The sequence below is a fragment of the Streptomyces sp. NPDC045899 genome (assembly GCF_056431485.1).
This window is the reverse complement of the sequence record NZ_JBWKKP010000010.1, coordinates 101272-125413: the sequence shown is the minus strand read 5'-3', so window position 1 is coordinate 125413 and position 24142 is coordinate 101272. Positions and strand designations below refer to the sequence as shown.

Genomic DNA, 24142 nt, shown 5'->3' with positions numbered 1-24142 from the left:
TAGGGGTGCGGGCCCTCACTCCACGGGCCGCGTCACCGGATACGGCACGAAGGTGCTGCTGTGCTGGTCGATCCGGAGCGAGTGGCCGAGGGGCGGAGCGGCGCGCTGGGGGCAGTCGAGGCGTTCGCAGACGCGGCAGCCCATGCCGATGGGAGTGGCGGCGGAGGCGTTGTCGAGGTCGAGGCCGTCGGAGTAGACGACGCGGTGGGCATGCCGGATCTCGCAACCCAGCCCGATGGCGAAGGTCTTGCCGGGTTCGCCCCAGCCACCCCGGTGCCGGGTGACCGCGCGGGCCGTCCACAAGTAGCGCTGGCCGTCGGGCATTTCGGCGATCTGGACGTGGATGCGGCCGGGGGCGGCGAACGCCTCGTAGACGTTCCACAGCGGGCAGGTGCCACCCGCCCGGGAGAAGTGGAAGCCGGTGGCGGACTGCCGCTTGGACATGTTGCCCGCCCGGTCGACACGGACGAAGGAGAAGGGCACTCCGCGCAGCCGGGGGCGCTGGAGGGTGCTCAGCCGGTGGCAGACGGTCTCGTAGCCGAGGCCGTAGCGGTCGCTGAGCCGTTCGATGTCGTAGCGCACCTCCTCGGCCGCGGTGTGGAAGGCGCGGTAGGGCAGGATCAGCGCGGCCGCGAAGTAGTTGGCGATGCCGATGCGGGCCAGGGCGTGGGCGGGGGAACCGGACGGGAAGTCCTCGACCGCCTGCCGGTCGATCTCATCGCCGTATTCGAGCAGGGCGAGCTGGGTCGCCATCCGGAAGGCGCGCTGCCCGGGGCGCATCCGGGTGGACAGCCGCAGGGTGCGGGCCGGTTCGTCGTAGTGGTGCAGTCGGTCCCCGGTCTCGGGGGCCAGCCGGACCCCGTGGCGGTCGGCGAGGCGGGCCGTCAGGGCGGGGAGCACTTCACCCGGCCGGATCCCGGTCTCCTGGGCCAGCCGCTCGGCCGCGAGGTCGGTGTCATGGAGGTAGTTCCGGCGGCGGTAGAAGAAGTCCCGGATCTCCTCATGGGCTGAGCGGGGTTCCTCCTGGTCCGCACCGCGGCCTTCGGTGGCCCCGGCGAGCCGTTCGGCCAGGAGCTGGTTGCGGCGGCCGAGGCCGAGCAGCACCTGGGCGACCTCGGGCATCCGGGTCGCGAGTTCGGTGAGGTCCGTGGCGGACACCCGGGAGTCGGCCAGCTCACCGGCCAGCGCCTCGCGGAGGTCCGCCACCAGCCGGGTCGTGTCACGTTCGGAGAAGAAGCCCGGGTCGATACCGAAGGCTTCGGTCAGGCGCAGCAGGACCGGCACGGTGAGCGGTCGGGAGTCATGCTCCATCTGGTTCAGATAGCTCGGTGAGATGGCCAGGACACGGGCCAGCTCCGCCTGGCTCATCCGGCGCTCCTCACGCAGCCGTCGCAGGCGCGCCCCCGCGTACGTCTTGCTCACCGTGTGATCCTCCGGGTCCGGGTCCGCTCAGCCTAGGCCATCCAGCCGGTCGAGGGCCTTCGCAACGTTGGCAAACGATAAGCGAAAGATTTGCGGAAGTTGGCAGACGTCCATCATTGATGGCACTCGGTGCCAGTGCCAGAGTCTTCCGCACGGCCCGCCGGATCCCGACGACAGCGACACCACTGCTCAGCTCCTTCCCGGTGTGACGGTGGGCCGTGGAGCAGCCGTACGACACGCAGTGCCATCTCCCTCTCCTGTGAGGCGGGAGCTTGGCAGTCAGCACAAACCGAGGAGACGGTGACAGTCATGGCAGAGGCGAGGACGCGGGCGGCCGAGGAACTGGCGCGGCGCTGGGCCACCGACCCCCGGTGGCGGGGCGTGGAGCGCACCCACACCGCCGAGGACGTGGTCCGGCTGTCCGGCAGTGTCCGTGAGGAGCACACCCTGGCCCGGCGCGGTGCCGAACGCCTGTGGCGCCAACTGCACGAGCGGGACTATGTGCACGCGCTGGGCGCGCTCACCGGCGGGCAGGCCGTGCAGCAGGTGAAGGCCGGCCTCCAGGCGATCTACCTGTCCGGATGGCAGGTCGCCGCCGACGCCAACCAGGCCGGGCACACCTACCCCGACCAGAGCCTGTACCCGGCCAACTCGGTGCCCCAGGTGGTACGCCGGATCAACAACGCGCTGCTGCGCGCCGACCAGATCGCCACCGCCGAGGGCGCGGGGGACACCACCGACTGGCTGGCCCCGGTCGTGGCCGACGCCGAGGCCGGGTTCGGCGGCCCGCTCAACGCGTTCGAGCTGACCAAGGCGATGATCGCGGCCGGTGCGGCCGGTGTCCACTACGAGGACCAGCTGGCCTCGGAGAAGAAGTGCGGCCACCTCGGCGGCAAGGTCCTCGTCCCGACCTCGCAGCACATCCGCACCCTGAACGCCGCCCGGCTCGCCGCCGATATCGCCGATGTCCCCACCGTCATCGTCGCCCGGACCGACGCGCTCGCGGCCAGCCTGCTCACCAGCGACGTCGATGAGCGGGACGCCGAGTTCGTCACCGGGGAACGCACCGCGGAGGGCTTCTACCGGGTGCGCAACGGTATGGCCCCGGTCATCGCCCGCGGTCTGGCCTACGCCCCCTACGCGGATCTGCTGTGGGTCGAGACCGGCACCCCCGACCTGGCCCAGGCCCGGGAGTTCGCCGAGGCGATCCACGCGCGGTACCCGGACCAGATGCTGGCGTACAACTGCTCGCCCTCGTTCAACTGGAAGGCGGCCCTGGACGATGACCGGATCGCCAAGTTCCAGCGGGAGCTGGGGGCGATGGGCTACCGCTTCCAGTTCATCACCCTCGCCGGGTTCCACTCGCTCAACCACGGGATGTTCGACCTGGCCCGTGGCTACGCGGAGCACGGGATGACCGCCTATGTCGACCTCCAGGAGCGCGAGTTCGCCGCGCAGAAGCACGGCTTCACGGCGGTGAAGCACCAGCGGGAGGTCGGCACGGGCTACTTCGACCTGGTCTCCACCGCGGTCAACCCCGCCTCCTCCACCACCGCGCTGTCCGGCTCCACCGAGGAGGAGCAGTTCCACTAGGCCCGTCCCCGGGCGCCGTTCGCTCAGCCCCTGCCGAGCGGGGGTCGTACGGCCTTCCCCGTCCGACCCCCGCTCCCGCCCTCCTCCAGGAGAACCCGATGTCCCTCAGCGCACCGACCCGTCGTGTCCACGTCCTCGCGGCTCCGGGCGACCGCCATGACGAGATCCTCACCCCCGCCGCACTGGACTTCGTCGGCACGCTGGCCGCGATGTTCGGCGCGCGCCGCCAGGAGCTCCTGAGAGAACGCCGCCGCCAGGTGCTGCGCCTGGCCAGCGGCTCCCCGCTGGACTTCCCCCTGGTCACCGCCGCCGTCCGCGACGATCCGTCCTGGCGCGTGGCACCGCCCGCCCCCGGGCTGACCGACCGCCGGGTGGAGATCACCGGCCCGCCGGACCGGCGGATGGCGGTCAACGCCCTCAACTCCGGTGCCCGGGTGTGGATGGCCGACTTCGAGGATGCCACCGCACCCACCTGGGACAATGTGATCGGCGGCCAGCTGACGCTGCTGGACGCCATCGAGCGGCGCATCGACTTCACCACCGCGGACGGCAAGGAGTACCGGCTCGCCGCGCGCGATCAGCTGGCCACCATCGTGGTCCGGCCGCGCGGCTGGCACCTGGACGAGGCGCATCTGGAGGCCGACGGCGAACCGGTGCCCGCCGCGCTCGTCGACTTCGGTCTGTACTTCTTCCACTGCGCCCAGCGGCAGATCGACGCCGGACACGGACCGTACTTCTACCTGCCGAAGCTGGAGAACCGCTACGAGGCCCGGCTCTGGAACGACATCTTCCGTACCGCGCAGGATCTGCTGGGCATTCCCCGGGGCACCGTCCGCGCCACCGTCCTCATCGAGACGATCACTGCCGCCTTCGAGATGGAGGAGATCCTCTACGAGCTGCGCGAGCACAGCTCCGGTCTCAACGCGGGCCGCTGGGACTATCTGTTCAGCCTGATCAAGACCTTCGGCCACCGCACCGACTTCCTGCTGCCGGACCGCGCGAAGGTGACGATGGCGGCACCCTTCCTGCGGGCCTGCACCGAACTGCTGGTGCGCACCTGCCACAAGCGGAGTGCCCACGCCATCGGCGGAATGGCCGCGCAGGTGCCGGGCAAGGACCCGGCCGCGCACGAGGCGGCGCTCGCCACGGTGCGGCTGGACAAGGAGCGCGAGGCCGAGGACGGATTCGACGGCTCCTGGGTCGCCCATCCCGGACTGGTGCCGGTGTGCCGCGAGGTGTTCGACGGAGTGCTGGGCGACCGGCCCCATCAGCTCGACCGGACGCGCGACGACGTGGAGGTGACGGCGGTGGACCTGCTGTCGGTGCGCCGGATCAGCGGACCGCCCACACCGGAGGGCGTGCGCACCAACGTCTCGGTCGCGCTGCGCTACTACGCCGCCTGGCTGCGCGGCCAGGGCGCCGTCGCCCTCGACGGTCTGATGGAGGACGCGGCCACCGCCGAGATCGCCCGGGTGCAGATCTGGCAATGGCTGCGGCACCGGGTCATCGACCGGGCGACGGTGCTGCGCCTGCTCGATGACGAAGTCGCCGCGCTCGGTGCCGCGTATCCATGGGCACCGTGCGACGAGGTGCGGGCACTCTTCGAACGCACCGCGCTGTGCGGCGAGTTGCCGCTGTTCTTCACCCCGGACGCCTACGCCGCCCACCTCGTGCGCCGTGCGGAGGTACGGGCATGAGCGGGGACATCCGGCGCGTGGGAGTGGTCGGCGGCGGTCAGATGGGCGCGGGCATCGCCGAGGTGTGCGCACGGGCCGGGCTGGACACGGTGGTCTGTGAGGCCGACGCCACGGCCGCGCGTACCGCCCGGGAGCGCGTCACCGCCTCGCTGGACCGGGCGGTGCGGCGGGGCGGGCTGGAGCGGACCGCGGCCCGGGACGCCCTGTCCCGCCTGGTCTTCACCGGCAGTCTGGAGGATCTGTCCGACCGGCAGCTCGTCATCGAGGCGGTGATCGAGAACGCCGACGCCAAGGCCGAGGTGTTCGCCGCGCTCGACAAGACCGTCGAGGATCCGGCGGCCGTTCTGGCCACCAACACCTCCTCGATCCCCGTGATGCGCCTGGGCATGGCCACCAGCCGCGCCGACCGGGTCGTCGGACTGCACTTCTTCAACCCCGTCCCGGTGCTGCCCCTGGTGGAGGTGGTGACCTCGCTGCACACCGCCCCGGAGACGGTCACCGCGGTCGAGGAATTCGCCTCGCGCACTCTGGGCAAGACGGTCATCCGCTCCCGGGACCGGGCGGGCTTCGTCGTCAACGCCCTGCTGATCCCCTATCTGCTCTCGGCCGTCCGGATGGCGGAGTCCGGCTTCGCCACCGCCGCCGACATCGACGCGGGCATGGAGCTGGGCTGCGCCCACCCCATGGGCCCGCTCAAGCTCGCGGACCTGATCGGGCTCGACACGCTCGCCTCGATCGCCGGCTCGCTGTACGACGAGTTCAAGGAACCCCTCTACGCGCCTCCCCCACTGCTCCAGCGGATGGTGGAGGCACGGCTGCTGGGCCGCAAGACCGGCCGCGGGTTCCATGCGTACGGCCAGGGGTGAGCGACCCGGCGGACCGGGCCGAGGGGCCCGCCCGCCGGGCCCCCGCGCACCGATGGGGTGTCTCAGCTCACCCTCAGCATGCTGGACGGGTCCCACCACATCGGCGGGCGGCCCCTTAGGGTGGCCGGTGCAGCTGGTTCGCCCCGTCCGCCAGGCGGGAGGCGTCGCAAGAGGGAACCCGGTGGGAATCCGGGACTGCCCCGCAGCGGTGAGCGGGAACGACCGCCGTCATACGCACTGGGCCCGAGGAGGGCCTGGGAAGCGACGGCCAGTAGGTGTCCTCCCCTTGAGGACGTGCCCGTGAGTCCGAAGACCTGCCAACTGCCCGGGTGCGTACGACGCGTACCCGGACATCCGGTGACCTCGAGGGCGGGTCGGCGAACATACCAGGTGGACGACCGCGCCGTTGCGCGCGAGGTCGACCGTCCCGGTACGTCACCCCTTCGCGCTCTCGTCCCGTCCCCGGGATCTCAGGGATTCATCTCGCGAAGGAGATCTCCGTGACCACCAAGCCCGCAGCCGCGGCAGCACGGGCCACCGTGTACGGCTACCCCCGTCAGGGCCAGAACCGGGAACTGAAGAAGGCGATCGAGGGCTACTGGAAGGGCCGCGTCACCGCCGACGCCCTCCGCGACACCGCCGCGGAACTGCGCCGGACGAACTGGCGGCAGCTGGCCGGAGCGGGCATCCACGAGGTGCCCACCGGTGACTTCTCCTACTACGACCACGTCCTGGACACCACCGTCATGGTGGGTGCGATCCCCGACCGCCACCGGGACGCCGTCGCGGCCGATCCGCTCGACGGCTACTTCGCGATGGCGCGCGGCACCCAGGACGTGGCGCCGCTGGAGATGACCAAGTGGTTCGACACCAACTACCACTATCTGGTCCCCGAGCTGGGGCCGGACACGGTCTTCACGGCCGACTCCGCCAAGCAGGTCGCCGAGCTGACGGAGGCGCTGACCCAGGGGCTGACGGCCCGTCCGGTCCTGGTCGGCCCGGTCACCTATCTGCTGCTGGCCAAGCCCGCGCCCGGGGTGGCCGCGGACTTCGACCCGCTCACCCTCCTGGACCGGCTGCTGCCGGTGTACGCGGAGGTCCTGGCCGATCTGCGGGCCGCCGGGGCGGAGTGGGTACAGCTGGACGAACCCGCCCTCGTCCAGGACCGCACCCCGGCCGAGCTCAACGCCGCGGCCCGGGCCTACCGCGACCTCGGCGCCCTTCCCGACCGCCCCAAGCTGCTCATCGCCTCCTACTTCGACCGTCTGGGCGACGCCCTGCCCGTCCTGGCCAAGGCCCCGGTCGAGGGTCTGGCCCTGGACTTCACCGAGGCCGCCGCCGCCAACCTCGAGGATCTCGCGGCTGTCGGCGGTCTGCCCGGCAAGCGCCTGGTCGCCGGGGTCGTCAACGGCCGCAACATCTGGGTGAACGACCTGTCGGCCGCACTCTCGACGCTCGGCACCCTGCTGGGGCTGGCGGGCCAGGTCGATGTGTCCGCGTCCTGCTCGCTTCTGCACGTCCCGCTGGACGCCGCCGTGGAGCGCGACATCGCGCCGCAGATCCTGCGCTGGCTCTCCTTCGCACGGCAGAAGACACGGGAGATCGTCACCCTCGCCAAGGGCCTCGCCCGGGGAACCCACACGATCGCCGCCGAACTCTCCGCGAACCGCGCCGATCTGGCCTCCCGCGCGGGTTCGCCGATCACCCATGACCCGGCCGTCCGGGCGCGCGCTGCCGCCACCACCGGGGCCGACGCCCGCCGGTCCCAGCCGTACGCCGAGCGGTCCGCCGCCCAGCGCGCCCATCTGGGCCTGCCGCTGCTGCCCACCACGACCATCGGCTCGTTCCCGCAGACCGATGAGCTGCGCACCGCGCGGGCCGACCTCCGCGCGGGCCGGATCGACACCGCCGGGTACGAGGAGCGGATCACGGCGGAGATCCAGGCGGTGATCTCCTTCCAGGAGAAGGCCGGACTGGACGTCCTGGTGCACGGCGAGGCCGAGCGCAACGACATGGTGCAGTACTTCGCCGAGCAGCTCACCGGCTACCTCGCCACCCAGCACGGCTGGGTCCAGTCCTACGGGACCCGCTACGTCCGCCCGCCGCTGCTGGCCGGGGACATCTCCCGCCCCGAACCGATGACGGTGCGCTGGACGACCTACGCCCAGTCCCTCACCGACCGCCCGGTCAAGGGCATGCTCACCGGACCGGTGACCATGCTGGCCTGGTCCTTCGTCCGCGACGACCAGCCGGTCGCGGAGACGGCCCGCCAGGTGGCGCTCGCCCTGCGGGACGAGGTGAACGACCTGGAGGCCACCGGGTCCTCCGTCATCCAGGTCGACGAACCCGCGCTGCGCGAGACGCTGCCGCTGCGCGCCGCCGACCGCCCCGGCTATCTGGCCTGGGCCACCGAGGCGTTCCGGCTCACCACCTCCGGGGTGCGTCCGGACACCCAGATCCACACCCATATGTGCTACGCCGAGTTCGGCGACATCGTCCAGGCGATCGACGACCTCGACGCCGATGTCATCAGCCTGGAGGCGGCCCGCTCCCATATGCAGGTCGCCCGCGAACTGGCCGCCCACGGCTATCCGCGTGAGGCCGGACCCGGTGTGTACGACATCCACTCCCCGCGCGTGCCGAGCGCGGAGGAAGCGGCCGGACTCCTGCGGACCGGTCTGCGGGCCATCCCGGCCGAGCGGCTGTGGGTCAACCCCGACTGCGGTCTGAAGACCCGCGGCTGGCCGGAGACGCGTGACTCGCTGGAGAACCTGGTTACCGCGGCCCGTACGGTCCGGGGTGAACTGCCCTCCTCCTGACGGCTACCGGCGGCGGGGGCCGGGACGCCCGACCAAGGGGTCCCGGCCCCCATCCCGTTGCGGTGCACCGCCCACGGATCGATCATGGCTGTCATGGAACGGCCGAGTGAGAGCATCGAGTGCGGGGACGTCGTCCTGCGACGCTGGCGGGGCGAGCGCGATGTCGCTCCCGCGTGCGCACTGATCGAGGAGTCCCTGGAACATCTGCGCCCGTGGATGCCCTGGGTCGCCGACCACAGCGAACAGCACACCCGGGAGCTGCTGTCGAAGTACGTGGCCAAGTGGGAGAGCGGCGAGTCCTACAACTACGCCATCGCCAGGGACGGCACGCTCATCGGCATGTGCCAGGTCTACCCCGGGGCCGAACCCCAGGGATGGCGGCTGGGCTACTGGCTGCATCCCGCCGCCGTCGGCGAGGGCATCGCCACCCGCGCGACGGCCGCCATGATGGCCGAGATGTTCGCCCGGCCGGACGTGGCCTACCTGGAGATCACGCACGACCTGGCCAACACCCCCAGCAGTGGCGTCCCGCGCCGACTGGGATTCACCGAAGTCCGGCGTGACCAGGCGCCGCCACCCGCGGCACCCTCGGGCAGCGGTGTCGACGTGATCTGGCGCCTGGACCGCCCCGCACCGCCGGAAACCGCGCCCCGCACCTGACCGGGGCGACGGTTCCGCCACGCCGGCTCCCTCAGTGCCGGGGCCCGGCCTGACCCTCACCGAGGACACTCGCCGTGGCACGGTTCGTCGAGGCGTCCTCGATACAGCCCCGCAGCCGCATCACATCGTGCGGGGGAAGGGCGGGCCGGATCACCCCGGCGTACACCTTCTCCTCCAGACGGTGCAGCGAAGCCCGGTCGTTCAGGGCCGCGGTGGAGCGGCGGCAGGTCTGCCACAGGTCGTGCGCGGCGAGTTGCCGGGCCTCCGCCGCCACCTCACCACGCATGTCGACCTGGAACACCACGGTGGTGGCCGCCGCGTCCGGGGCGGCTTCCGGCCGGGTCTGGGTGGCGTCCGCCAGACTGCCCCGCATCACCACCAGGAGTGCCACGGAGGCCACGGCGGCGGCCAGGGCCGCCACCTTCCGCCCGGCGCGGGACGGCGGTACGGCGGGCCGGTCCTCCAGCCGCGGTGAGCGCGCGCCCGCGCCGGGAGGGGCGGTGAGGCCCGCCAGCCGTCCGGCCAGCCGGCGTTCGGCACCGGGGCGGGTGGTGACCCCGGCGACCTTCTGGATGATGAACGCGACACCGGACAGAGCCGCTCCGGCCACCATCAGGACGGGTACGAAGACGAACGTCCGCTGGGTGCCGTTCAGCTCCTCCGAGCCGATCCAGCGGAACCGGCGGTCCGGCGCTGCCTCCCGGGACTGCTCCAGCCGCCGCCGCACCTCCTCGACACGGGCGTCGTACTCCACCAGGCGCCGCTCCAGCCGCGACAGCCGGGACAGCAGGACCAGACAGGCCAGGAACCCCTCGATCACCAGCAGCAGGACACCGGAGATCAGCGCGCGCTGCCACTCCCACCGGTACAGGTACAGCACCAGGTAGTAGCCCGCGTAGGTGGCCGAAAGACCGCCGAAGAGAAAGCCCACGTACTTCATGCCGCCGCTCCCTTCCGGCTCGCCGGAGTCTCCGGCGCGCAGTGGTCACCGGACTTCTCCACCGCTCCGGTACCGCCGTCCACCCACAGCTCGGTGCCGGGCGGGAAACGGTCCGGGGCGTCGGGTACACCGACGGCGGTCGGCACCCGGTACTCACGGGCCAGTACGGCGAGATGGGACAGGACGCTGCCGGTCTCGGCGACCAGGCCCGCGAGCCCGGGGAGCAACGGGGCCAGCGCGGGATCGAGCGCGGGGACGACCAGCACCGCGCGCTCGGGCCGGTCACCGTGGCCGTCCCAGGCGACACCGGTACCGATGCCTCCCCCGGCGCCCTGACCCGCACCGGTACGGCCGCGCCCGTCCACGATCCGCGCCACCGGGTGGCCGTCGGCCAGTTGGAAGGCTGCGGGCAGGGCCGGGGCGTCCGGCCGCGGCAGGCGCTCGGCCAGATCGGGCGGCAGCCCGCCGCCGTCCGCGGCCTCGGTCAGCTCGCTCCACCGCAGCAGCAGGAGACGGGACATGCCCACCGCACCGTCATCGACCCGCAGCCTGGCACCGAGTTCACGCACCATCCCCACCTGCATCTCCTGCACCCAGCGGATACGCAACCGCAGGCCCTCACGGACCGGGAGCGCTCCCACGCCGTGCGGAACCCCCGCCGCCACCGTGGTCTCCGGCAGGGCACCGCGGTCACCGAGCGTGGGAGGCAGCAGGGACAGCAGAACGGGGTGGCGCACGAGCAGTTGACCGTCACCCAGGCCCTGCGTCCGGCCCTCGGCCAGCACGGCCAGCGCCTCACCGGCTCCGGTGGCCCCGGCGCCCGACGGAAGCAGCGCCCCGGCCAGGGACTCCTGGGCATGCAGGGAGGACAGAACGGTACGCCCCCAGGCGACCGCGTCCAGGAGCTGACCGCCGAGCATCTGCCGCGGGGCGGGGAAGTCGGCGAGGTGGCGGTCGACGTCCGCCATGAGGTCCAGCGCGAGCAGCGGCAGCGCGGAGCGCAGCCGTCCCACCCGCCAGGCCGCCATGACACGACGGGCACCGGGGGCCGGATTGATGAAGTCCCGCAGAGGGTGGGCGGATCGCACCGCCCCGAGAAGCCGCAGATCGGCGGCGGCCCGCCCGCCGACGGTGCTGACCACCGGCAGGGTGCGCAGCTTGCGCCGCGGGGCGGCCCCCGCGATATCGAGGGCGAGGGTGAGCCCGTGGGACATGGGAGCCACCCACAGGTCCTCCTCCAGCGGCTGGAGCACCCCGGGGAAGGTCTCGGCGACCGGGCCGGGCCCCAGCAGCCGCGCGCCGCGCGGCGGCCGGGCGGCCATCGCGGTGATCGGCCGCGCCTGGAACAGCCACAGACGGCCTTCCGCGTCGAAGCCGAACTCCATGTCCTGGGGGCGGCCGAACACCCGCTGGGTCCTCCTGGCCAGCCGGGCCAGCGAGGTGGTCTCGCGCCGGCCGAGCAGCCGTGCGGAGCGGGGTTCCGCCGGTTCGGACCCTAACCGTCTGCCCGAGCGGGACAGTTGGTAGCGCACTCCCTGGGTGCTGCCGTCCACCAGCCGGTCGGGGCCGCCGCTGACGGCGCTGACCAGGATGCGGTCCTCCCGGCCCTCCACCGGGTCCGCGCCGAACATCACTCCGCCGGTGACCGCCCGCAGCATCGGCTGCACCAGGACCGCCATTCCGTCCAGCGGATCCGTGTTCCGCCCCTCCGGAGGGTGGAGCACCTGCACACGGCGGGCCGAGTCCAGGACCGTCCGCACCGCGTCGGTGAACTCCTCCCAGCCCCCCACGTCGAGCACGGACTCGAAGCGGCCCGCCATCGAGGAGTCCTCGGTGTCCTCGTGCGCCGAGGAGGACCGCACGACCAACGGCCGCCCGCCGTCACCGGTCAGCTCGGACCAGGCCCGGCGCAGCGCCTCCAGCCCGGTGGGGGCGCCCTTCGCCCGCCCGGCCGGTACGAGGGCGAAGCCGGGGAGTACCGGCAGCCCCTCCACGGCGGCGCGGGCCAGATGAGCGGCCTTGGCACCGGTGACGGCGGAGTCCTTCGCGCGTTCGGTGTCCAGCGGAACCACCGCCAGCAGATCCGCATCTATTCCCACGTCCCCCTCCTTCTCCGCACGCGCACGGGCCGGGGCCGGCCCGTGGACGCGTGCGATAGCCCCTGCCAGATACAGACGCCTGATCACGTACGGGAGGTTGAGAGAGGGTTACGCCCGAGTACATCCGAGGGTGGATCGATAGTCGCTTGGCACACTATTTCCCGTCATCCCCCGGCCGGCCTTCGTCCCCGCCTAGGCTGGAAGCGTCTCCGCGATCCCCGCCGACGCGGAGAGACACGGGACCGAGGAGAGGGAGGTGGCGTGATCACGATGACCCATGCCGCTGCTGACGCTGTCTGACGGGGGACGACGCCGACGGCAGTGAGACCGGACGGACACCTACCGGCGGCACGTGGCACACCCGCGTGACAGTGACCGGGACAAACACACAAACCCGGTCGTGGTCCGGATCCGGGGTGGCCCGCCCACTCCGGTGAAGCTGGAGCCGGAAGTAATCGCCCGCACACAGGGGCGGTGAACCGCGTCACTCCCCGGTCGAGCCTGCGCACCCCGCCCCGGCGGGGGAAGAGCGAACGGAACCCTGCGCCTCCGAGTTGAAGACCCCCTTCGACTCGCCGAGGAGCAGCACCATCAGCAGAAGAACAACCGAGAACACCGGCTTCACCTGCGCGTACTGCGGCAGGGCGGTGGTGGCACTGGCCAACGGCGGCTACCGCAACCACTGTCCGTACTGTCTGCACTCGCTGCACGTGGACATCTCCCCCGGAGACCGTGCCAACGACTGCCGCGCGCTGATGCGCCCGGTCACCGTCGAGCACCACTCCGCCAAGGGGTACATGATCGTCCACCAGTGCACCGGCTGCGGCACCCGTGGACGCAACCGCATGGCGGACGACCCGTACCACGGCGATGACCTCGACACGGTCCTCGCCCTGATGCACTCGGCCGTCGGCGGCCATGAAGCCGCACACCGGCGCCGGACAACCCATCGGCGCCCCCGGCGGGAGCCGCTCCGGTGACCCGCTGAACGACAGGTGCCCGGCCGGCGGTCCGCCGGCCGGGCACCTCACATTCGTTTCACGCGGAGCGCGTGGTGCCGCCGTCACGGTGGTCAGCTGTCGTTCTCCCACGCGCCGGTCTCCGACCGCTCCCCCCGATGGTCCGGCGACGGCGGGATACCCCGGCTGAACCGGCGCGCAACGGGTGGCAGCAGGAAGAGGAAACCGATGGCGGCCGCCAGCACATGTCCCACACTCGTGAAGTCGGGCAGTGACCCGACCCACTCCACGCCCGCGATGGGCCAGCCGATCACGAAGGCCGCCCACGGAAGCCGGGCGCGGCGCGGCATCATCGCCGTGGTGGCGGCCATGACGGCCTGGGCGCCGTAGCTGATGCCGAAGTCGAGCGTGCCGCGGACCTCGTCGGGATACCAGCCCTGCCGCAGAGCCACGGCGATGAGGCCCGCGGTGAGCAGCGTGGCGCCGATGTGCCCGGTGAGGAACACCGCGAACGCCCGTAGCGGCCCCCACCGCCGCTCGGCACGGGCCAGGCACCAGCAGATGCCGAGTCCCAGCGTGATGACGGTGGCCGGGAACAGCAGCGAGGTGACGTCGGTCAGTGTGCCGTCGAAGAACAGCGCACTGCCGAGCAGCGCGGCCAGCGGACGGTCCGTCAGGTTGTCGAGGTTGGTACTGACGTCGAGCAGCACGGTCTGGGCGCGGTCCTCCGTCAGGCCCCGGGTGACCCACGCATGGGTCAGCAGCAACAGGCAGACGTATCCGAAGGTGACCGGCGAGCGTCGGGGCAGGGCCAGGACCGCGCCGAGCGGGCTTCCGCGCATCACTTGGTGCCGAGCTGAGCGGTGATCTCCGAGGAGAAGGTGCTGACACGGGTGTAGAGGCCGGGGTGGCCCGCCTTGCCGCAGCCGATGCCCCAGGAGGTGATTCCGGCGACGACTCCGTCGACCACCAGCGGAGTGCCGCTGTCGTAGTCACAGGTGTCCACACCGCCACGGGCGAAGTCGCCCGCGCAGGTGTACTGGCGGGAGTCGTACGCGTCGCCGTAGGAAGCGGCGCTCGCGCAGGAGGAGTCGGCGGTCACCGGGACGGTCGCGGTGCGCAGGACACCGCCGTCGAGGCCACCGGAGGAGGTGGTGCCCCAGCCGAGGATCCGGGCGCTCCGTCCCGGCTGGTAGAGGTCGCGCGCGTCCGGGGCGGCGATGGGCAGGGTCGGGGCGTCGATCGGGGACTTGAGGGTGAGCACGGCGACGTCATTGCGGTAGCCGGTCTCGCCCTGGTGGGTGAAGGTGGCGTAGTCCGGATGGCGCCAGATACGGGCGACGCTCACTGAAGTGCCGCCCGGGGACACCATGGTGTTCCGGCCGGAGACCGCCCGAAGCAGGCCCGGGACCTTCAGGAAGGCGTCGACGCAGTGCCCCGCGGTGAGGACCTTGGTCGGGGCGATCAGTGTGCCCCCGCAGAAGGAGAACGGGACCACCGCGGGCTTGAGCGCGACGGCCCACGGGTGATCCGCCGCGCGCGCCGGCTGTCCGCCCTGCACCGCCACGGCGGGACCGGCGGCGCTGAACAGCGCGGCGTACACCAGGGCCGTGGCGGAAAGGGCGGTGACGGCGCGCTTCCGTAGGGCGGTGATCCTCACGACAGACTCTCCTTGCGTGCACTCACGTTCTTCGTTCGCGCGGCCCTTCTGAGCAGACCTGAACAGACCTGCTCAGGTCTGCACGGGTCTGCTCGGGAAAGGGCCGCACCGAAGTATGTAAGGCACCGGCCGGGCAACATCGTCCATAGCCCGCGCCAACCGTCCAACTCTGGGCGTTTGTACAGTTTTCCTTGCCAACGGAAACGGTCACCCTCTGTGGCGCATCGGCGTTGAGCCGGAGGCTCAGGTGGCGGTGGCGGCCGCCGCCGCCCGGCCCGCCTGGCGGCCGGAGAACAGACAGCCGCCGAGGAAGGTGCCCTCCAGGGAGCGGTAGCCGTGGACACCGCCCCCGCCGAAGCCCGCGACCTCCCCGGCCGCGTACAGTCCGGGGACCGGCTGGCCGGAGGCGTTCAGGACACGGCCGGAGAGATCGGTCTGGAGGCCGCCGAGGGTCTTGCGGGTGAGGATGTTGAGGCGGACGGCGACCAGCGGCCCGGCGCCGGAGTCCAGGATCCGGTGGGCAGAGGCCGTACGGCTGATCGCGTCCCCGGGGTAGGCCAGGGCGTTGCGGATACCCATGACCTGCACGTCCTTGGTGTAGGGATTGGCGATCTCCCGGTCCCGGGCCTCGATCTGGCGGGTGAGGTCATCCAGCTTGATCAGGTTGTCGCCGGTGAGCTTGTTCATTCCCCGGACGAGCTCCGACAGGGTCGTCGCGACGATGAAGTCCACACCCTGCTTGGTGAACTTCTCGATCGGTTCGGGGGTCTGCCAGATGCGGGAGAGCAGCTTCCAGATGTTCTTCTCCGTGAGGTCCGGGTTCTGCTCGGACCCGGAGAGGGCGAACTCCTTCGCGAGGATCTTGTGGGTGGTGACGAACCACGAGTAGTCGTACCCGGTGCCGGTGATCGACTTCAGGGTGTGCAGGGTGTCGTAGCCGGGGATGTCGGGCGAGTCGAAGCGTTTGCCGGTGGCGTCGAACCACAGGGACGACGGGCCGGGCAGGATGCGGATGCCGTGGCCGGGCCAGATCGGGTCGTAGTTGCGCAGGCCCTCGGTGTAGTGCCACATCCGGTCGGGGTTGACGATCCGCCCGCCCGCCTTCTCCGTGATCGCGAGCATCCGCCCGTCCACATAGGCCGGGACCCCGGTGACCATGAACTTCGGCGGGGTGCCCAGCCGGGCGGGCCAGTTGCGCCGGACGAGGTCGTGGTCGGCTCCGATACCGCCGGAGGTGACGATCGTGACCGGGGCGCGGAGTTCGAACTCCCCGACCACCTTGCGGGAACTGGGCTTGCCGCGCTGCGCGTTGCTCGGCTCCAGGACCGCGCCGCGTACACCGGTGACACGGCCGTCCGTGGTCACGATGTCATCCACCCGGTGCCGGAACTTGAAGGTGATCCTGCCCTCCGCCTGCGCGGCCCGCACCTTCTTCTCGAACGGTTCGACGACGGCGGGGCCGGTGCCCCAGGTGACGTGGAAGCGCGGCACCGAGTTGCCGTGTCCGTCCGCCAGCCCGCCACCGCGCTCGGCCCAGCCGACGATCGGAAACCACTTCACATCGAGCCCGGCGAGCCAGGACCGCTTCTCACCGGAGGCGAAGTCCACATACGCCTCGGCCCATTTGTACGCCCAGTGGTCCTGTCCCGAGGGGTCTCCGACACCACGGTCGAACCCTGCTGTGCCCAGCCAGTCCTGCCAGGCCAGCTCACGGGAATCCTTGATGCCCATCAGCCGCTGTTCGTCGGAGTCCACGAGGAACAGACCGCCGAACGACCAGAACGCCTGCCCTCCCAGGTTGCTCTCCGGTTCCTGGTCCAGCAGCAGCACTTTGCGTCCGGCCGCCGCCAGTTCGGACGCGGCCACCAGCCCGGCGAGCCCATGGCCGACGACGATCGCGTCGGCGTCCTGCGATCCGGCGGCGAAGGCGGGCGCGGCCTGGGCGAGGGTCGCGGCGGCGAGGGCTCCGCCGGTCACGGTCAGGGCGTGGCGGCGGGTCATACCGGCCGGGACTGACGTGTTCTGCATGGGGGCTCGCCTTCCGGGACATGGGGGCATGCGGAGGGACGGGGAGGCGCGTGGAGCCCCTGCGACGGCAGGGTGTTACCGACGGTAGCCCAGGTGGCTCATCGCGACCAGAGTGCTGCGCGATGAACCGGCCCCGGGGTAAGGACGTTGCCGGGGGGCGTACCTTCCGGCCGCGGCCGGAACGCGGCCACCGGTCAGACCACCTCGCGGGCCCGCAGCCGGCGCAGCATACGCGGGTCCTCGAAACCGACCGCGCGGGCGGCGGCATCGACCGTGGCGCCGTGGCTCATCAGGTGTTCGGCGCGTTCGAGACGGAGCGCCTGCTGATAGCGCAGCGGGGTGAGGCCGCCGGTGGCACGGGTGAAGAGGCGGGTGAGGGTACGCTCGCTCACGCCCACGGCGGTGGCCAGGGCGGACAGCGGCAAGGGCTGGTCGAAGCGGGCATCGAGCAGGTCCTGGGCGCGGTGCACGGTGTCATCGAGGTGGGACCGGTACCGGAGCATGGCGCTGGCCTGCGGTTCATGGCCGTTGCGCCGCGCGTAGACGACCATGTCCCGGGCCACCTGGGCGGCGACTGCGGGGCCGTGCCGGGTGGCGACGAGGTGCAGGGCCAGGTCGATGCCACTGGCGATACCGGCCGAGGTGACCACCCGGTCGTCGGCGGTGTACAGCACATCGCGGATGACCATCGCCCTGGGGTAGCGGCGGGCGAGCTCGTCCTGCACATCATGGTGTGTCGTACAGCGGCGGCCGTCGAGCATGCCCGCCCGGCCGAGCGCCTCGGCTCCGGCGCAGACGCTGGCGACGGTCCCGCCCCCGGCGTGGTGGTCCCGGAGGGCGCGCAGGGGGTCCGGGCCGATGGCCGGGCTGTCGGCCAGGGTGGGCGCTCGCCAGCCGGGCACCACGATCAGGTCCTCGGGGCCGAGTGCGGGCCAGTCGAGCCGGGCCACCAGGGGCAGGCCCTGAGCGGTCTCGACCAGCGGCCGCTCGGCGACATAGGTGAGCGTGTAGGGGTGCCCGAGGTCCGCGGCCGTGGAGAAGGCCTGCGCGGGACCCGCCAGGTCCAGCAGATGGACACCGGGCACCAGGAGGAAGACGACGTGGCTCACGATCCGGTCATCATGCCCGAGAGCCGGCCGCGGCTTCCAGTTCCGCGACGGTGGCGATGGTGGCGAAGCGTCCGGCGAGGGCGAACTCGGTACGCCTGATGATCTCCTCGGCGCTCAGGGTGCGGGGGTCGGAGACGAGCTCCTCGACGCTCTGGCCGGCGGGAGCGTCACGGTGCGGGATGGGGTTGGTCGCGGTGGCGTCGACGACGAAGGTGACCGCGTAGCCGAGGTCGCTCGCCAGCCGGGTGGTGGTCTCCACGCACTGCTCGGTGCGGATACCGCAGACCGTGAGCTCGCGGATACCGCGCTCGGTGAGGAGTTGCTGCAGGTGGGTGGTGGTGAAGGCGTTGTGCGAGGTCTTGTGGAGCAGCGGCTCCCCGTCCTGGCGCCGCAGCTCCTCCAGCAGCCGGACATGGCCCAGGGCCGGGTCGAAGACATCGCCGCTGCCGGGCTCGGTGTGCAGTACCCACACCACCAGGTCCCCGGCCTGCCGGGCGAGCCCGACCAGCCGGTCCACCCGGTCGGCGATCTTCGGGTCGGAGATGGTCTCCCACAGCGGCCGTGCGCGGAAGGATTCCTGGACGTCGATGACGATGAGTGCTCGGGTCATGTCCCCAGCCTGTCCGGCGCGGCCGGGGTGGCGACAGGCCGCATCGGGTCGGGAGGCGGACCGATCCGGTCACGGCCGCGGCTGCGGCCGTGACCGGAGGGCCGGCTCTGCTACGTCGACTTCCGGTAGGCCCGGAAGGCCCGTGTGGCGAGGAAGCCCATCACGAGGACGGCCGCCGCGAGGAGGCCCAGACGTGTCCAGACCGCGCTCCAGTCGGTGTGCGCGACCATCGCCTCTCGCGCCGCCACGACCGCCCACTCCACGGGGTTGTACGCGGCGACGTTCCGCACCCAGCCCGGAGCGAGCTGAAGGTCCATCACGGCAGAGCTCAGGAACATCAGCGGCAACGTGGTGAACTGGGAGATCGCGATCAGCGTGGCCTGCTGACGGGTCAGCAGGGCAACGGCGTTGGACAGAGCCGAGAAGATCAGTGTCAGCAGCGCCGCGGCCAGCACGGTGAGGGCGACACCGGCGGGGCCACCGGGGAAGGTGGCACCCGCGATCAGCGCGATGACCACGATGATCAGGCTCTGGATGACGGTCTGGATCGCCTGGTGGGCCATGGTCGCGCACATCATGGCGGCCCGGCTGGCGGGAGAGGTCAGCAGCCGGTCCATCACACCGCGGTCGATGTCCTGCAGATAGGTCGTCCCCGCCCATGCGCTGGCGAACAGCGCGGTCATCATCACCACACCGGGGGTGAGGAACCGCAGGAACCCGCCGTCGCCGTGGGTGAAGCCGGGCAGGTCCACGACCGACCGGAAGAGCCGGCTGAACAACAGCAGCCAGATCACCGGCTGTACGAGCCCGACGATGAGGAAGGTGGGTGTCCGCCACAGGGTGCGCATCAGGCGGCCGGTGAGGAACGTGGAGTGCGCGATCAGGGTCATGGGCCGCGTACCGGTGGACTCCGTGTGTGCTGTGGTCACTTCGCCGCCTCCAGTGCCTTCAGTTCCTCGCCACCGGGGGCCTTGAGGGCGTGGCCGGTGTGCCGGAGGTAGACGTCATCGAGCGAGGGGCGGGCGAGCGTCGCCGAGGCCACGGTGATTCCCGCCTCGTCGAATGCGGCCAACGCGGGCGGCAGCGCCCGGGCGCCGTCGTCGGTACGGCCACGGACCGTGCACCCGTCCATGGTGATCTCGCGCAGTCCCCGCACCCGTCGCAGCACCGAGGCTGCCCTGCCGTCGGCTTCGGCCAGCTCGATCTGCACCGCGTCACCGCGCAGATCGCTCTTGAGCTCCTCGGGGGTGCCCGTGACGACCACCGTGCCGTGATCGACGATCGCGAGCCGGTCGGCCAAGTGGTCGGCCTCGTCGAGGTAGTGGGTGGTGAGCAGCACCGTCATCTGCTCGTCAGCGGCCATCCTGGCGATCTCGTGCCACATCTCGCTCCGGGCCTGGGGGTCGAGACCGGTGGTCGGCTCATCGAGGAAGAGCACCTGCGGGCGGTGCATCAGCCCCAGTGCGACGTCCAGCTTGCGCGCCATACCACCGGAGTACGTGTTCACCAGCCGGTTCGCGGCCTCGGCCAGACCGAACCGGTCGATGAGCTCACGGGCCCGCGCGGTGGCGTCATGGCGGGACATCCCGTGGAGGCGACCCGCGAGCACCAGGTTCTCGGTCGCGGTCGCCATCGGGTCCGTACCGGGTTTCTGAGCCACGAACCCGATCGCCCGGCGCACCCGATGCGGTTTCGCCGCGACATCGACACCGGCGACGTATGCCGACCCCGAGTCGGCCACCGAGAGCGTGGAGAGAATCTTCACCGTGGTGGACTTGCCCGCCCCGTTCGGGCCGAGCAGCCCGAAGACGGTCCCCTTCGCGGCGGAGAAGCTCAGTCCCCGCAACGCGCGGACCGGTGGGTTGTTCCTGCCTGCCGAATAGGTCTTGACCAGATCGACGGCTTCCAGAGCCGTCTGCGCTCGCCGAACCGCAGCCATCGCACGCACACCCTTGTCACTGTCCGGTGTGACTCCCACCTTCCTGGTGTCACCGGACACGAGGAGGCTGAATGGCGAGGGCGGAACCCTACGGTGAGATGTCGCAGCCAGACGCTAACAAGCGCGCGCAGGCAGGTGCAAGCCGTCCGAACGGGTCAGTCGGCCACCGGCGGGGTGGCCGAACACGCCAGGGCGCGACCGGTCTTGGCCGCCCGCTTGGCGATGCGCACCAGATCCTCGCGCAGGCCCCCGTACTGCCCCCGCCACGCCTGCGTCCTGACGTACACGTTGGTGGCGTTGTCGTTGCCCGTGTCCTTGGTGCAGGGGACGGTGAGACTGACGACGTCCTGGGAGGACCAGCTCTTCTCGTAGCCGGGGACGCTCATGGTCCTGCCGTGCCCCGGGCCCGTGCCCACCCGGCCGGGGTCGTGCACCGAGTTGTGCTGCGCGACGTCGACCCGGAGCGCCTCCTTGCCGTCCACGGTGACCCGGCAATGGGCATTGACTTGGAGTTTCCGGTAGGTCATCCGCTGCTCGCCGCCCGCGTGACGGGAGGCGGGGACGACCCGGTCCAGAAGCGACGAGGGCACTCCCCGCAGGACCGTGGGGCAGGTGTCTCCCAGCACTTCGGAGAACTTCTCCGGGTCCTCGCCGTCCCCTCGGCCGGCGAGGACGCCGCCCAGCGCCCCCGCCGCGGCCAGGGCCACGGCGAGGACGGTGAGCAGGGTGATGCGGAGGGGGCGGTTCATCCGTACGCGTTCCATCAATGGTCTATGGCCATCTGCTTCACCTGCTCGATGGACGTGAGGTAGGGCGCGGTGGACCCGACCCGGGAGTATCCCTGGCTGAAGCCCTCGGCCGAGTACAGCTTCGCCCAGCTTTCCGAGATGTCGAGGCCGTGTTCCTTCCCGATGGCCTTCAGCATCGCCTGGTTCTGCTGTACGTCCCGTCCGGCCATCTCGTCGTAGATCGCGCCGGCCTTGTCCGCCGCCGGGGCGGACTTGTTCATCTCCCAGCTGCTGGCGTCGTGGTCGCTGAGGGCGGCGCCCTCGGCCCCGATGATCAGGCTCGCGGTGACCGCGGCCCCGATGGGATGCGCGGCGAAGGGCTTCAGCACGCTGACACCCGTCGCCACGCTGCCGAACGCGGTGTTGCCCCACAGGCGGTTGCTGAGGGTGGCACCGTCGTACTCCTTCTCCTCCCGCACCGCCGGACCGATGATGCCTTCCTGGGCGCCGGTGGCCAGCGTGCCCGCGGTCTCTCCGGACGCCTTGAGGACCTCGTGGACGATGTCCTGCGGGGGTGCGCCGTACTTCTGGTCCGCCGGGACGTCCCCGCCGAGGTGGTGGTCGAGCACCTGGGCGGCGTAGAGCTTCTGCCCGGCGGTGATGGCCGCGTTCGCGTCGGGATCCTGCCCCATCTGCACGAGGAACCGCGTCACATCACGATGTTCCAGATCGGCCTGCGCCCCGGACACGGGGAACAGCTTGTCGTCGCCCGCACCGTCCGTCATGGAGCGGAAGAAGTCCGGTACGTACTCGGACGCGGCGTTCCCCAGGCCCTGCTGCATGCCCAGGGCCAGTGAGATATCCGCCTTCCCGCCTTCGTCGACCGTCCCCATGCCCTTGATGAGCTTGGACATGAGGTCCGCCTGGTCCTTGGTGTGCTCCGCCGGGACATTCGCCGGCGCGTCCCAGTCATGACCGGTGGTCGCCGAGCCCAGCGCGTGGCCGAGGGCCACCCGGGGGCCGGTGGGCACCTTGTCACCGAGGTCGGCGCCGCCGCTGTCCGGCAGCCAGGTGCGCTCCCGCAGCACGTAGTCGAAGTGCTCCTTGTCCTTGAAGAAGTCCGTGGACGCGTCGCCGTTGTGGCCCAGCGCCTCGAAGTATCCGGTGAACGGGTCCTCGCCCTTGTCGTTCTTCCCGCCGAAGTTGAGGAAGTCCGGCGGGTGCTGGCCGTAGGCGAGCCACTTCCGGTGCGTCTGCTCGTCCTCGCGTCCGCCGGGCGCGTCGAAGGGCTTCTTGTCCACCTCGACGAGCTTGTCGCCGTACTCGTTCAGGAACTCCCGGTCCCACTTCCCGGTGCGCATCAGATTGCTCATCACCTGGAAGCCGTACGGGGGATCGGCGTAGTAGGTCTGGTGCGCACCGGGCATGCGCTGGTAGCCGAGGTCGATGACGTCCTTCTTCCACTTCGTCATCTCCGGCGAGTCGGAGTGGCTGGCGAGGCCCAGGGTGATGCCCAGGTTGTCCTGGAGCGCCGCGAGCTGCTTCGTCACCGCGTCCGGGCGGTCCTTGGCCTTGCCCAGCGGGCCGTCCTCGTACTCCGGCTTGGCCGCGTCGTACCAGAGCTCCATGATCCCCTTCGCTCCCTTGCGGGTGGCGAACTGCTCGGCGAAGTCGTCGTTCCGGGCGTTCTTCGCGAGGAGGCCGTTGAACTCGGCCAGGGCCTTGGGGTCCTTCTTGAAGTCGTCCTTGCCCGCCAGTTCCATCAGGCGGTCGACATCCTTCTTGGACTCGGCGTCGACGTCCTTGAGATGTGCCGCGATGTCGTCGTTGAAGCCCTGGCCCGGCGGGTCGATCTGAAGAGCCGTCGTCAGGTCGTGGTCCGCGTCGCTCGCGCTGCGGATGGCCTCACTGATCTTGTTGTTGTAGTGGACGATCGACTCGTGGTACGCCTTCTGAAGCGCCGCGGTGTTCTCCACGTCGGGCGGCGGGTCCAGATAGACGACGCCGTCCTTCTTGTTGACCTTCAGATAGGTCTTTCCGTCCCCGCCCTCCGGCGGGGTGCTCACCGCGGTCTCGACGGCCACGAGGATCTTCTTCGCGGCCTCGAACGCCTTGAGCGCCTCGGACATCACGGCGCCGATCTTCTCGGCCTGGCCGGATGCCTCCGACATCTGGTGCCGGATGCCGCGGAACTTGGTGAACGCGGACTCCGCCGTCTCGCCGTACCAGCCGGACGTCTCCAGCTGGGACGAAACGGTGCTGGTGAAGGTCTTGGTGACAGTGTCGATCTTGCCCGGGAGCGCCTTCCACGTCTTCACCGCCTCCCGGAGTGGTTCGAGGTCGACCTCGCGCACCGCCGTGTAGGTGAGTTCAGGGGTGGTCATCGGTGCCCTCCCTAGGACTTCGGGTCGTTGGTGGACGGGAGCGTCGGCACATAGGGGCCGTACAGAGGCTTGTCAGTGCTCTGAGAGGTGCCGCCCTGGGGCAGGTACGGCCCGTACGTGCCCTGTGAGCCGCCGTCCTGGGGCAGGTACGGCCCGTACACCTTGCCCATGTCCACCTTGCGCCGGACGTCCGTCTCCTTGAAGCTCGTGGCGGCGGAGCGGAGCGCATGGGCGACCCCGGTGTAGAGGCCGTCCAGGTACTTCATCTGCGCACGCCAGGTCTTCTGGAAGTCCGCGAACGCCTCGTCGCTCGCGAAGCCCTTCATCGAGCCGGGCACCTGTTCGGTCTCCCGCATCGTCTCGTTGTCCGTCTTCGCGAAGTCGTCGCTCACCTTGTCGGCCCGACCCGCGTAGGCGCGCAGGCCCTGCGGAGACACCTTGAGGACCTTCCCGTCGCCCGCTCCGTCGCCCTTTGACCCGCCGTCACCCGCTCCGTTGAGCTGCATGGAAGTGCTCTGCTGGGAGCGCGCCTCGCTGATCAGGCCCGCCCATTCATGCTCGAAAGACACAAGTTCCTCCCCCGTGTTGCCAGTCCACATCAATCCATGGCCCACGAATCTACAAGAGGA

19 protein-coding genes and 1 riboswitch are annotated in these 24142 nt (G+C 71.0%); of the genes, 6 read left to right on the top strand and 13 right to left on the bottom strand.

What is annotated here, in order from left to right; translation table 11 throughout:
* Positions 1-15: 15 nt before the first annotated feature.
* Entirely contained in the window at positions 16-1422 is a 1407-nt protein-coding gene (locus tag AC07FT_RS17080) for a short-chain fatty acyl-CoA regulator family protein (RefSeq protein WP_479176878.1), read from the bottom strand.
* Between the two features lie 309 nt (positions 1423-1731).
* Between AC07FT_RS17080 and aceA the strand changes: the two genes are divergently transcribed.
* From aceA to AC07FT_RS17055, 5 genes are all read left to right on the top strand, one after another.
* The gene (gene aceA / locus AC07FT_RS17075; RefSeq protein ID WP_479176877.1) at positions 1732-3015 is read left to right on the top strand and encodes an isocitrate lyase; all 1284 of its coding nucleotides are present in this window, start codon (positions 1732-1734) and stop codon (positions 3013-3015) included.
* A gap of 98 nt (positions 3016-3113) precedes the next feature.
* Positions 3114-4712: a malate synthase A gene (gene aceB / locus AC07FT_RS17070; RefSeq protein ID WP_479176876.1), complete on the top strand. Its 1599-nt coding sequence runs from the start codon at positions 3114-3116 to the stop codon at positions 4710-4712.
* A complete protein-coding gene (locus tag AC07FT_RS17065) occupies positions 4709-5578 on the top strand; it encodes a 3-hydroxybutyryl-CoA dehydrogenase (RefSeq protein ID WP_479176875.1) in 870 nt (289 codons plus the stop codon). Before aceB ends, AC07FT_RS17065 begins: the two co-directional genes overlap by 4 nt.
* Positions 5579-5695: 117 nt before the next feature.
* Positions 5696-5914, top strand: a riboswitch (cobalamin riboswitch).
* A 164-nt stretch (positions 5915-6078) separates the two neighbouring features.
* Entirely contained in the window at positions 6079-8397 is a 2319-nt protein-coding gene (metE, locus tag AC07FT_RS17060) for a 5-methyltetrahydropteroyltriglutamate--homocysteine S-methyltransferase (protein WP_479176874.1), read from the top strand.
* Positions 8398-8490: 93 nt separating this feature from the next.
* Entirely contained in the window at positions 8491-9057 is a 567-nt protein-coding gene (locus AC07FT_RS17055) for a GNAT family N-acetyltransferase (protein ID WP_479176873.1), read from the top strand.
* A gap of 31 nt (positions 9058-9088) precedes the next feature.
* Here AC07FT_RS17055 and AC07FT_RS17050 read toward each other — a convergent pair whose 3' ends face one another.
* Positions 9089-9997 carry a hypothetical protein gene (locus AC07FT_RS17050; RefSeq protein WP_479176872.1) on the bottom strand — a complete coding sequence of 303 codons (909 nt, stop codon included), beginning with the start codon at positions 9995-9997 and terminating at the stop codon, positions 9089-9091.
* The gene (locus tag AC07FT_RS17045; protein ID WP_479176871.1) at positions 9994-12096 is read right to left on the bottom strand and encodes a PEP/pyruvate-binding domain-containing protein; all 2103 of its coding nucleotides are present in this window, start codon (positions 12094-12096) and stop codon (positions 9994-9996) included. Before AC07FT_RS17045 ends, AC07FT_RS17050 begins: the two co-directional genes overlap by 4 nt.
* A gap of 554 nt (positions 12097-12650) precedes the next feature.
* Here AC07FT_RS17045 and AC07FT_RS17040 point away from each other — a divergent pair.
* Positions 12651-13076, top strand: a complete 426-nt coding sequence (locus tag AC07FT_RS17040) for an RNHCP domain-containing protein (protein WP_479176870.1) — start codon at positions 12651-12653, stop codon at positions 13074-13076.
* A gap of 92 nt (positions 13077-13168) precedes the next feature.
* Here AC07FT_RS17040 and AC07FT_RS17035 read toward each other — a convergent pair whose 3' ends face one another.
* From AC07FT_RS17035 to AC07FT_RS16990, 10 genes are all read right to left on the bottom strand, one after another.
* Positions 13169-13897, bottom strand: coding sequence for a rhomboid-like protein (locus AC07FT_RS17035; protein WP_479176869.1), 729 nt, complete (start codon positions 13895-13897; stop codon positions 13169-13171).
* Positions 13897-14715: a S1 family peptidase gene (locus AC07FT_RS17030; protein WP_479176868.1), complete on the bottom strand. Its 819-nt coding sequence runs from the start codon at positions 14713-14715 to the stop codon at positions 13897-13899. The genes AC07FT_RS17035 and AC07FT_RS17030 overlap by 1 nt, the downstream gene beginning before the upstream one ends.
* 243 nt (positions 14716-14958) lie before the next feature.
* A complete protein-coding gene (locus AC07FT_RS17025; RefSeq protein ID WP_479176867.1) occupies positions 14959-16743 on the bottom strand; it encodes an FAD-binding dehydrogenase in 1785 nt (594 codons plus the stop codon).
* A gap of 194 nt (positions 16744-16937) precedes the next feature.
* Positions 16938-17852 (bottom strand): GlxA family transcriptional regulator, encoded by a 915-nt coding sequence (locus AC07FT_RS17020; protein ID WP_471198123.1) that lies wholly within the window; start codon positions 17850-17852, stop codon positions 16938-16940.
* A gap of 10 nt (positions 17853-17862) precedes the next feature.
* On the bottom strand, positions 17863-18462 hold the full coding sequence (locus AC07FT_RS17015; protein ID WP_479176866.1) for an isochorismatase family protein: 600 nt from the start codon (positions 18460-18462) through the stop codon (positions 17863-17865).
* A gap of 110 nt (positions 18463-18572) precedes the next feature.
* Positions 18573-19391: an ABC transporter permease gene (locus AC07FT_RS17010; protein ID WP_479176865.1), complete on the bottom strand. Its 819-nt coding sequence runs from the start codon at positions 19389-19391 to the stop codon at positions 18573-18575.
* On the bottom strand, positions 19388-20401 hold the full coding sequence (locus AC07FT_RS17005; RefSeq protein WP_479176864.1) for an ATP-binding cassette domain-containing protein: 1014 nt from the start codon (positions 20399-20401) through the stop codon (positions 19388-19390). Before AC07FT_RS17005 ends, AC07FT_RS17010 begins: the two co-directional genes overlap by 4 nt.
* Positions 20402-20556: 155 nt before the next feature.
* Positions 20557-21150 (bottom strand): hypothetical protein, encoded by a 594-nt coding sequence (locus AC07FT_RS17000; RefSeq protein ID WP_479176863.1) that lies wholly within the window; start codon positions 21148-21150, stop codon positions 20557-20559.
* A 14-nt stretch (positions 21151-21164) separates the two neighbouring features.
* Positions 21165-23513, bottom strand: coding sequence for a PPE domain-containing protein (locus AC07FT_RS16995; RefSeq protein WP_479176862.1), 2349 nt, complete (start codon positions 23511-23513; stop codon positions 21165-21167).
* A gap of 11 nt (positions 23514-23524) precedes the next feature.
* On the bottom strand, positions 23525-24082 hold the full coding sequence (locus tag AC07FT_RS16990; protein ID WP_479176861.1) for a WXG100 family type VII secretion target: 558 nt from the start codon (positions 24080-24082) through the stop codon (positions 23525-23527).
* Positions 24083-24142: the final 60 nt, after the last annotated feature.

Excerpts from the sequence above, each read along its gene's own strand:
- AC07FT_RS17055 (WP_479176873.1), top strand. The coding sequence starts at position 8,491 with ATGGAACGGCCGAGTGAGAGCATCGAGTGCGGGGACGTCGTCCTGCGA.
- AC07FT_RS17000 (WP_479176863.1), bottom strand. The coding sequence starts at position 21,150 with ATGAACCGCCCCCTCCGCATCACCCTGCTCACCGTCCTCGCCGTGGCC.
- AC07FT_RS17065 (WP_479176875.1), top strand. The coding sequence starts at position 4,709 with ATGAGCGGGGACATCCGGCGCGTGGGAGTGGTCGGCGGCGGTCAGATG.
- AC07FT_RS17015 (WP_479176866.1), bottom strand. The coding sequence starts at position 18,462 with ATGACCCGAGCACTCATCGTCATCGACGTCCAGGAATCCTTCCGCGCA.
- AC07FT_RS17005 (WP_479176864.1), bottom strand. The coding sequence starts at position 20,401 with ATGGCTGCGGTTCGGCGAGCGCAGACGGCTCTGGAAGCCGTCGATCTG.
- aceB (WP_479176876.1), top strand. The coding sequence starts at position 3,114 with ATGTCCCTCAGCGCACCGACCCGTCGTGTCCACGTCCTCGCGGCTCCG.
- AC07FT_RS16995 (WP_479176862.1), bottom strand. The coding sequence starts at position 23,513 with ATGACCACCCCTGAACTCACCTACACGGCGGTGCGCGAGGTCGACCTC.
- aceA (WP_479176877.1), top strand. The coding sequence starts at position 1,732 with ATGGCAGAGGCGAGGACGCGGGCGGCCGAGGAACTGGCGCGGCGCTGG.
- AC07FT_RS17035 (WP_479176869.1), bottom strand. The coding sequence starts at position 13,897 with ATGCGCGGAAGCCCGCTCGGCGCGGTCCTGGCCCTGCCCCGACGCTCG.
- AC07FT_RS17050 (WP_479176872.1), bottom strand. The coding sequence starts at position 9,997 with ATGAAGTACGTGGGCTTTCTCTTCGGCGGTCTTTCGGCCACCTACGCG.
- AC07FT_RS17025 (WP_479176867.1), bottom strand. The coding sequence starts at position 16,743 with ATGCAGAACACGTCAGTCCCGGCCGGTATGACCCGCCGCCACGCCCTG.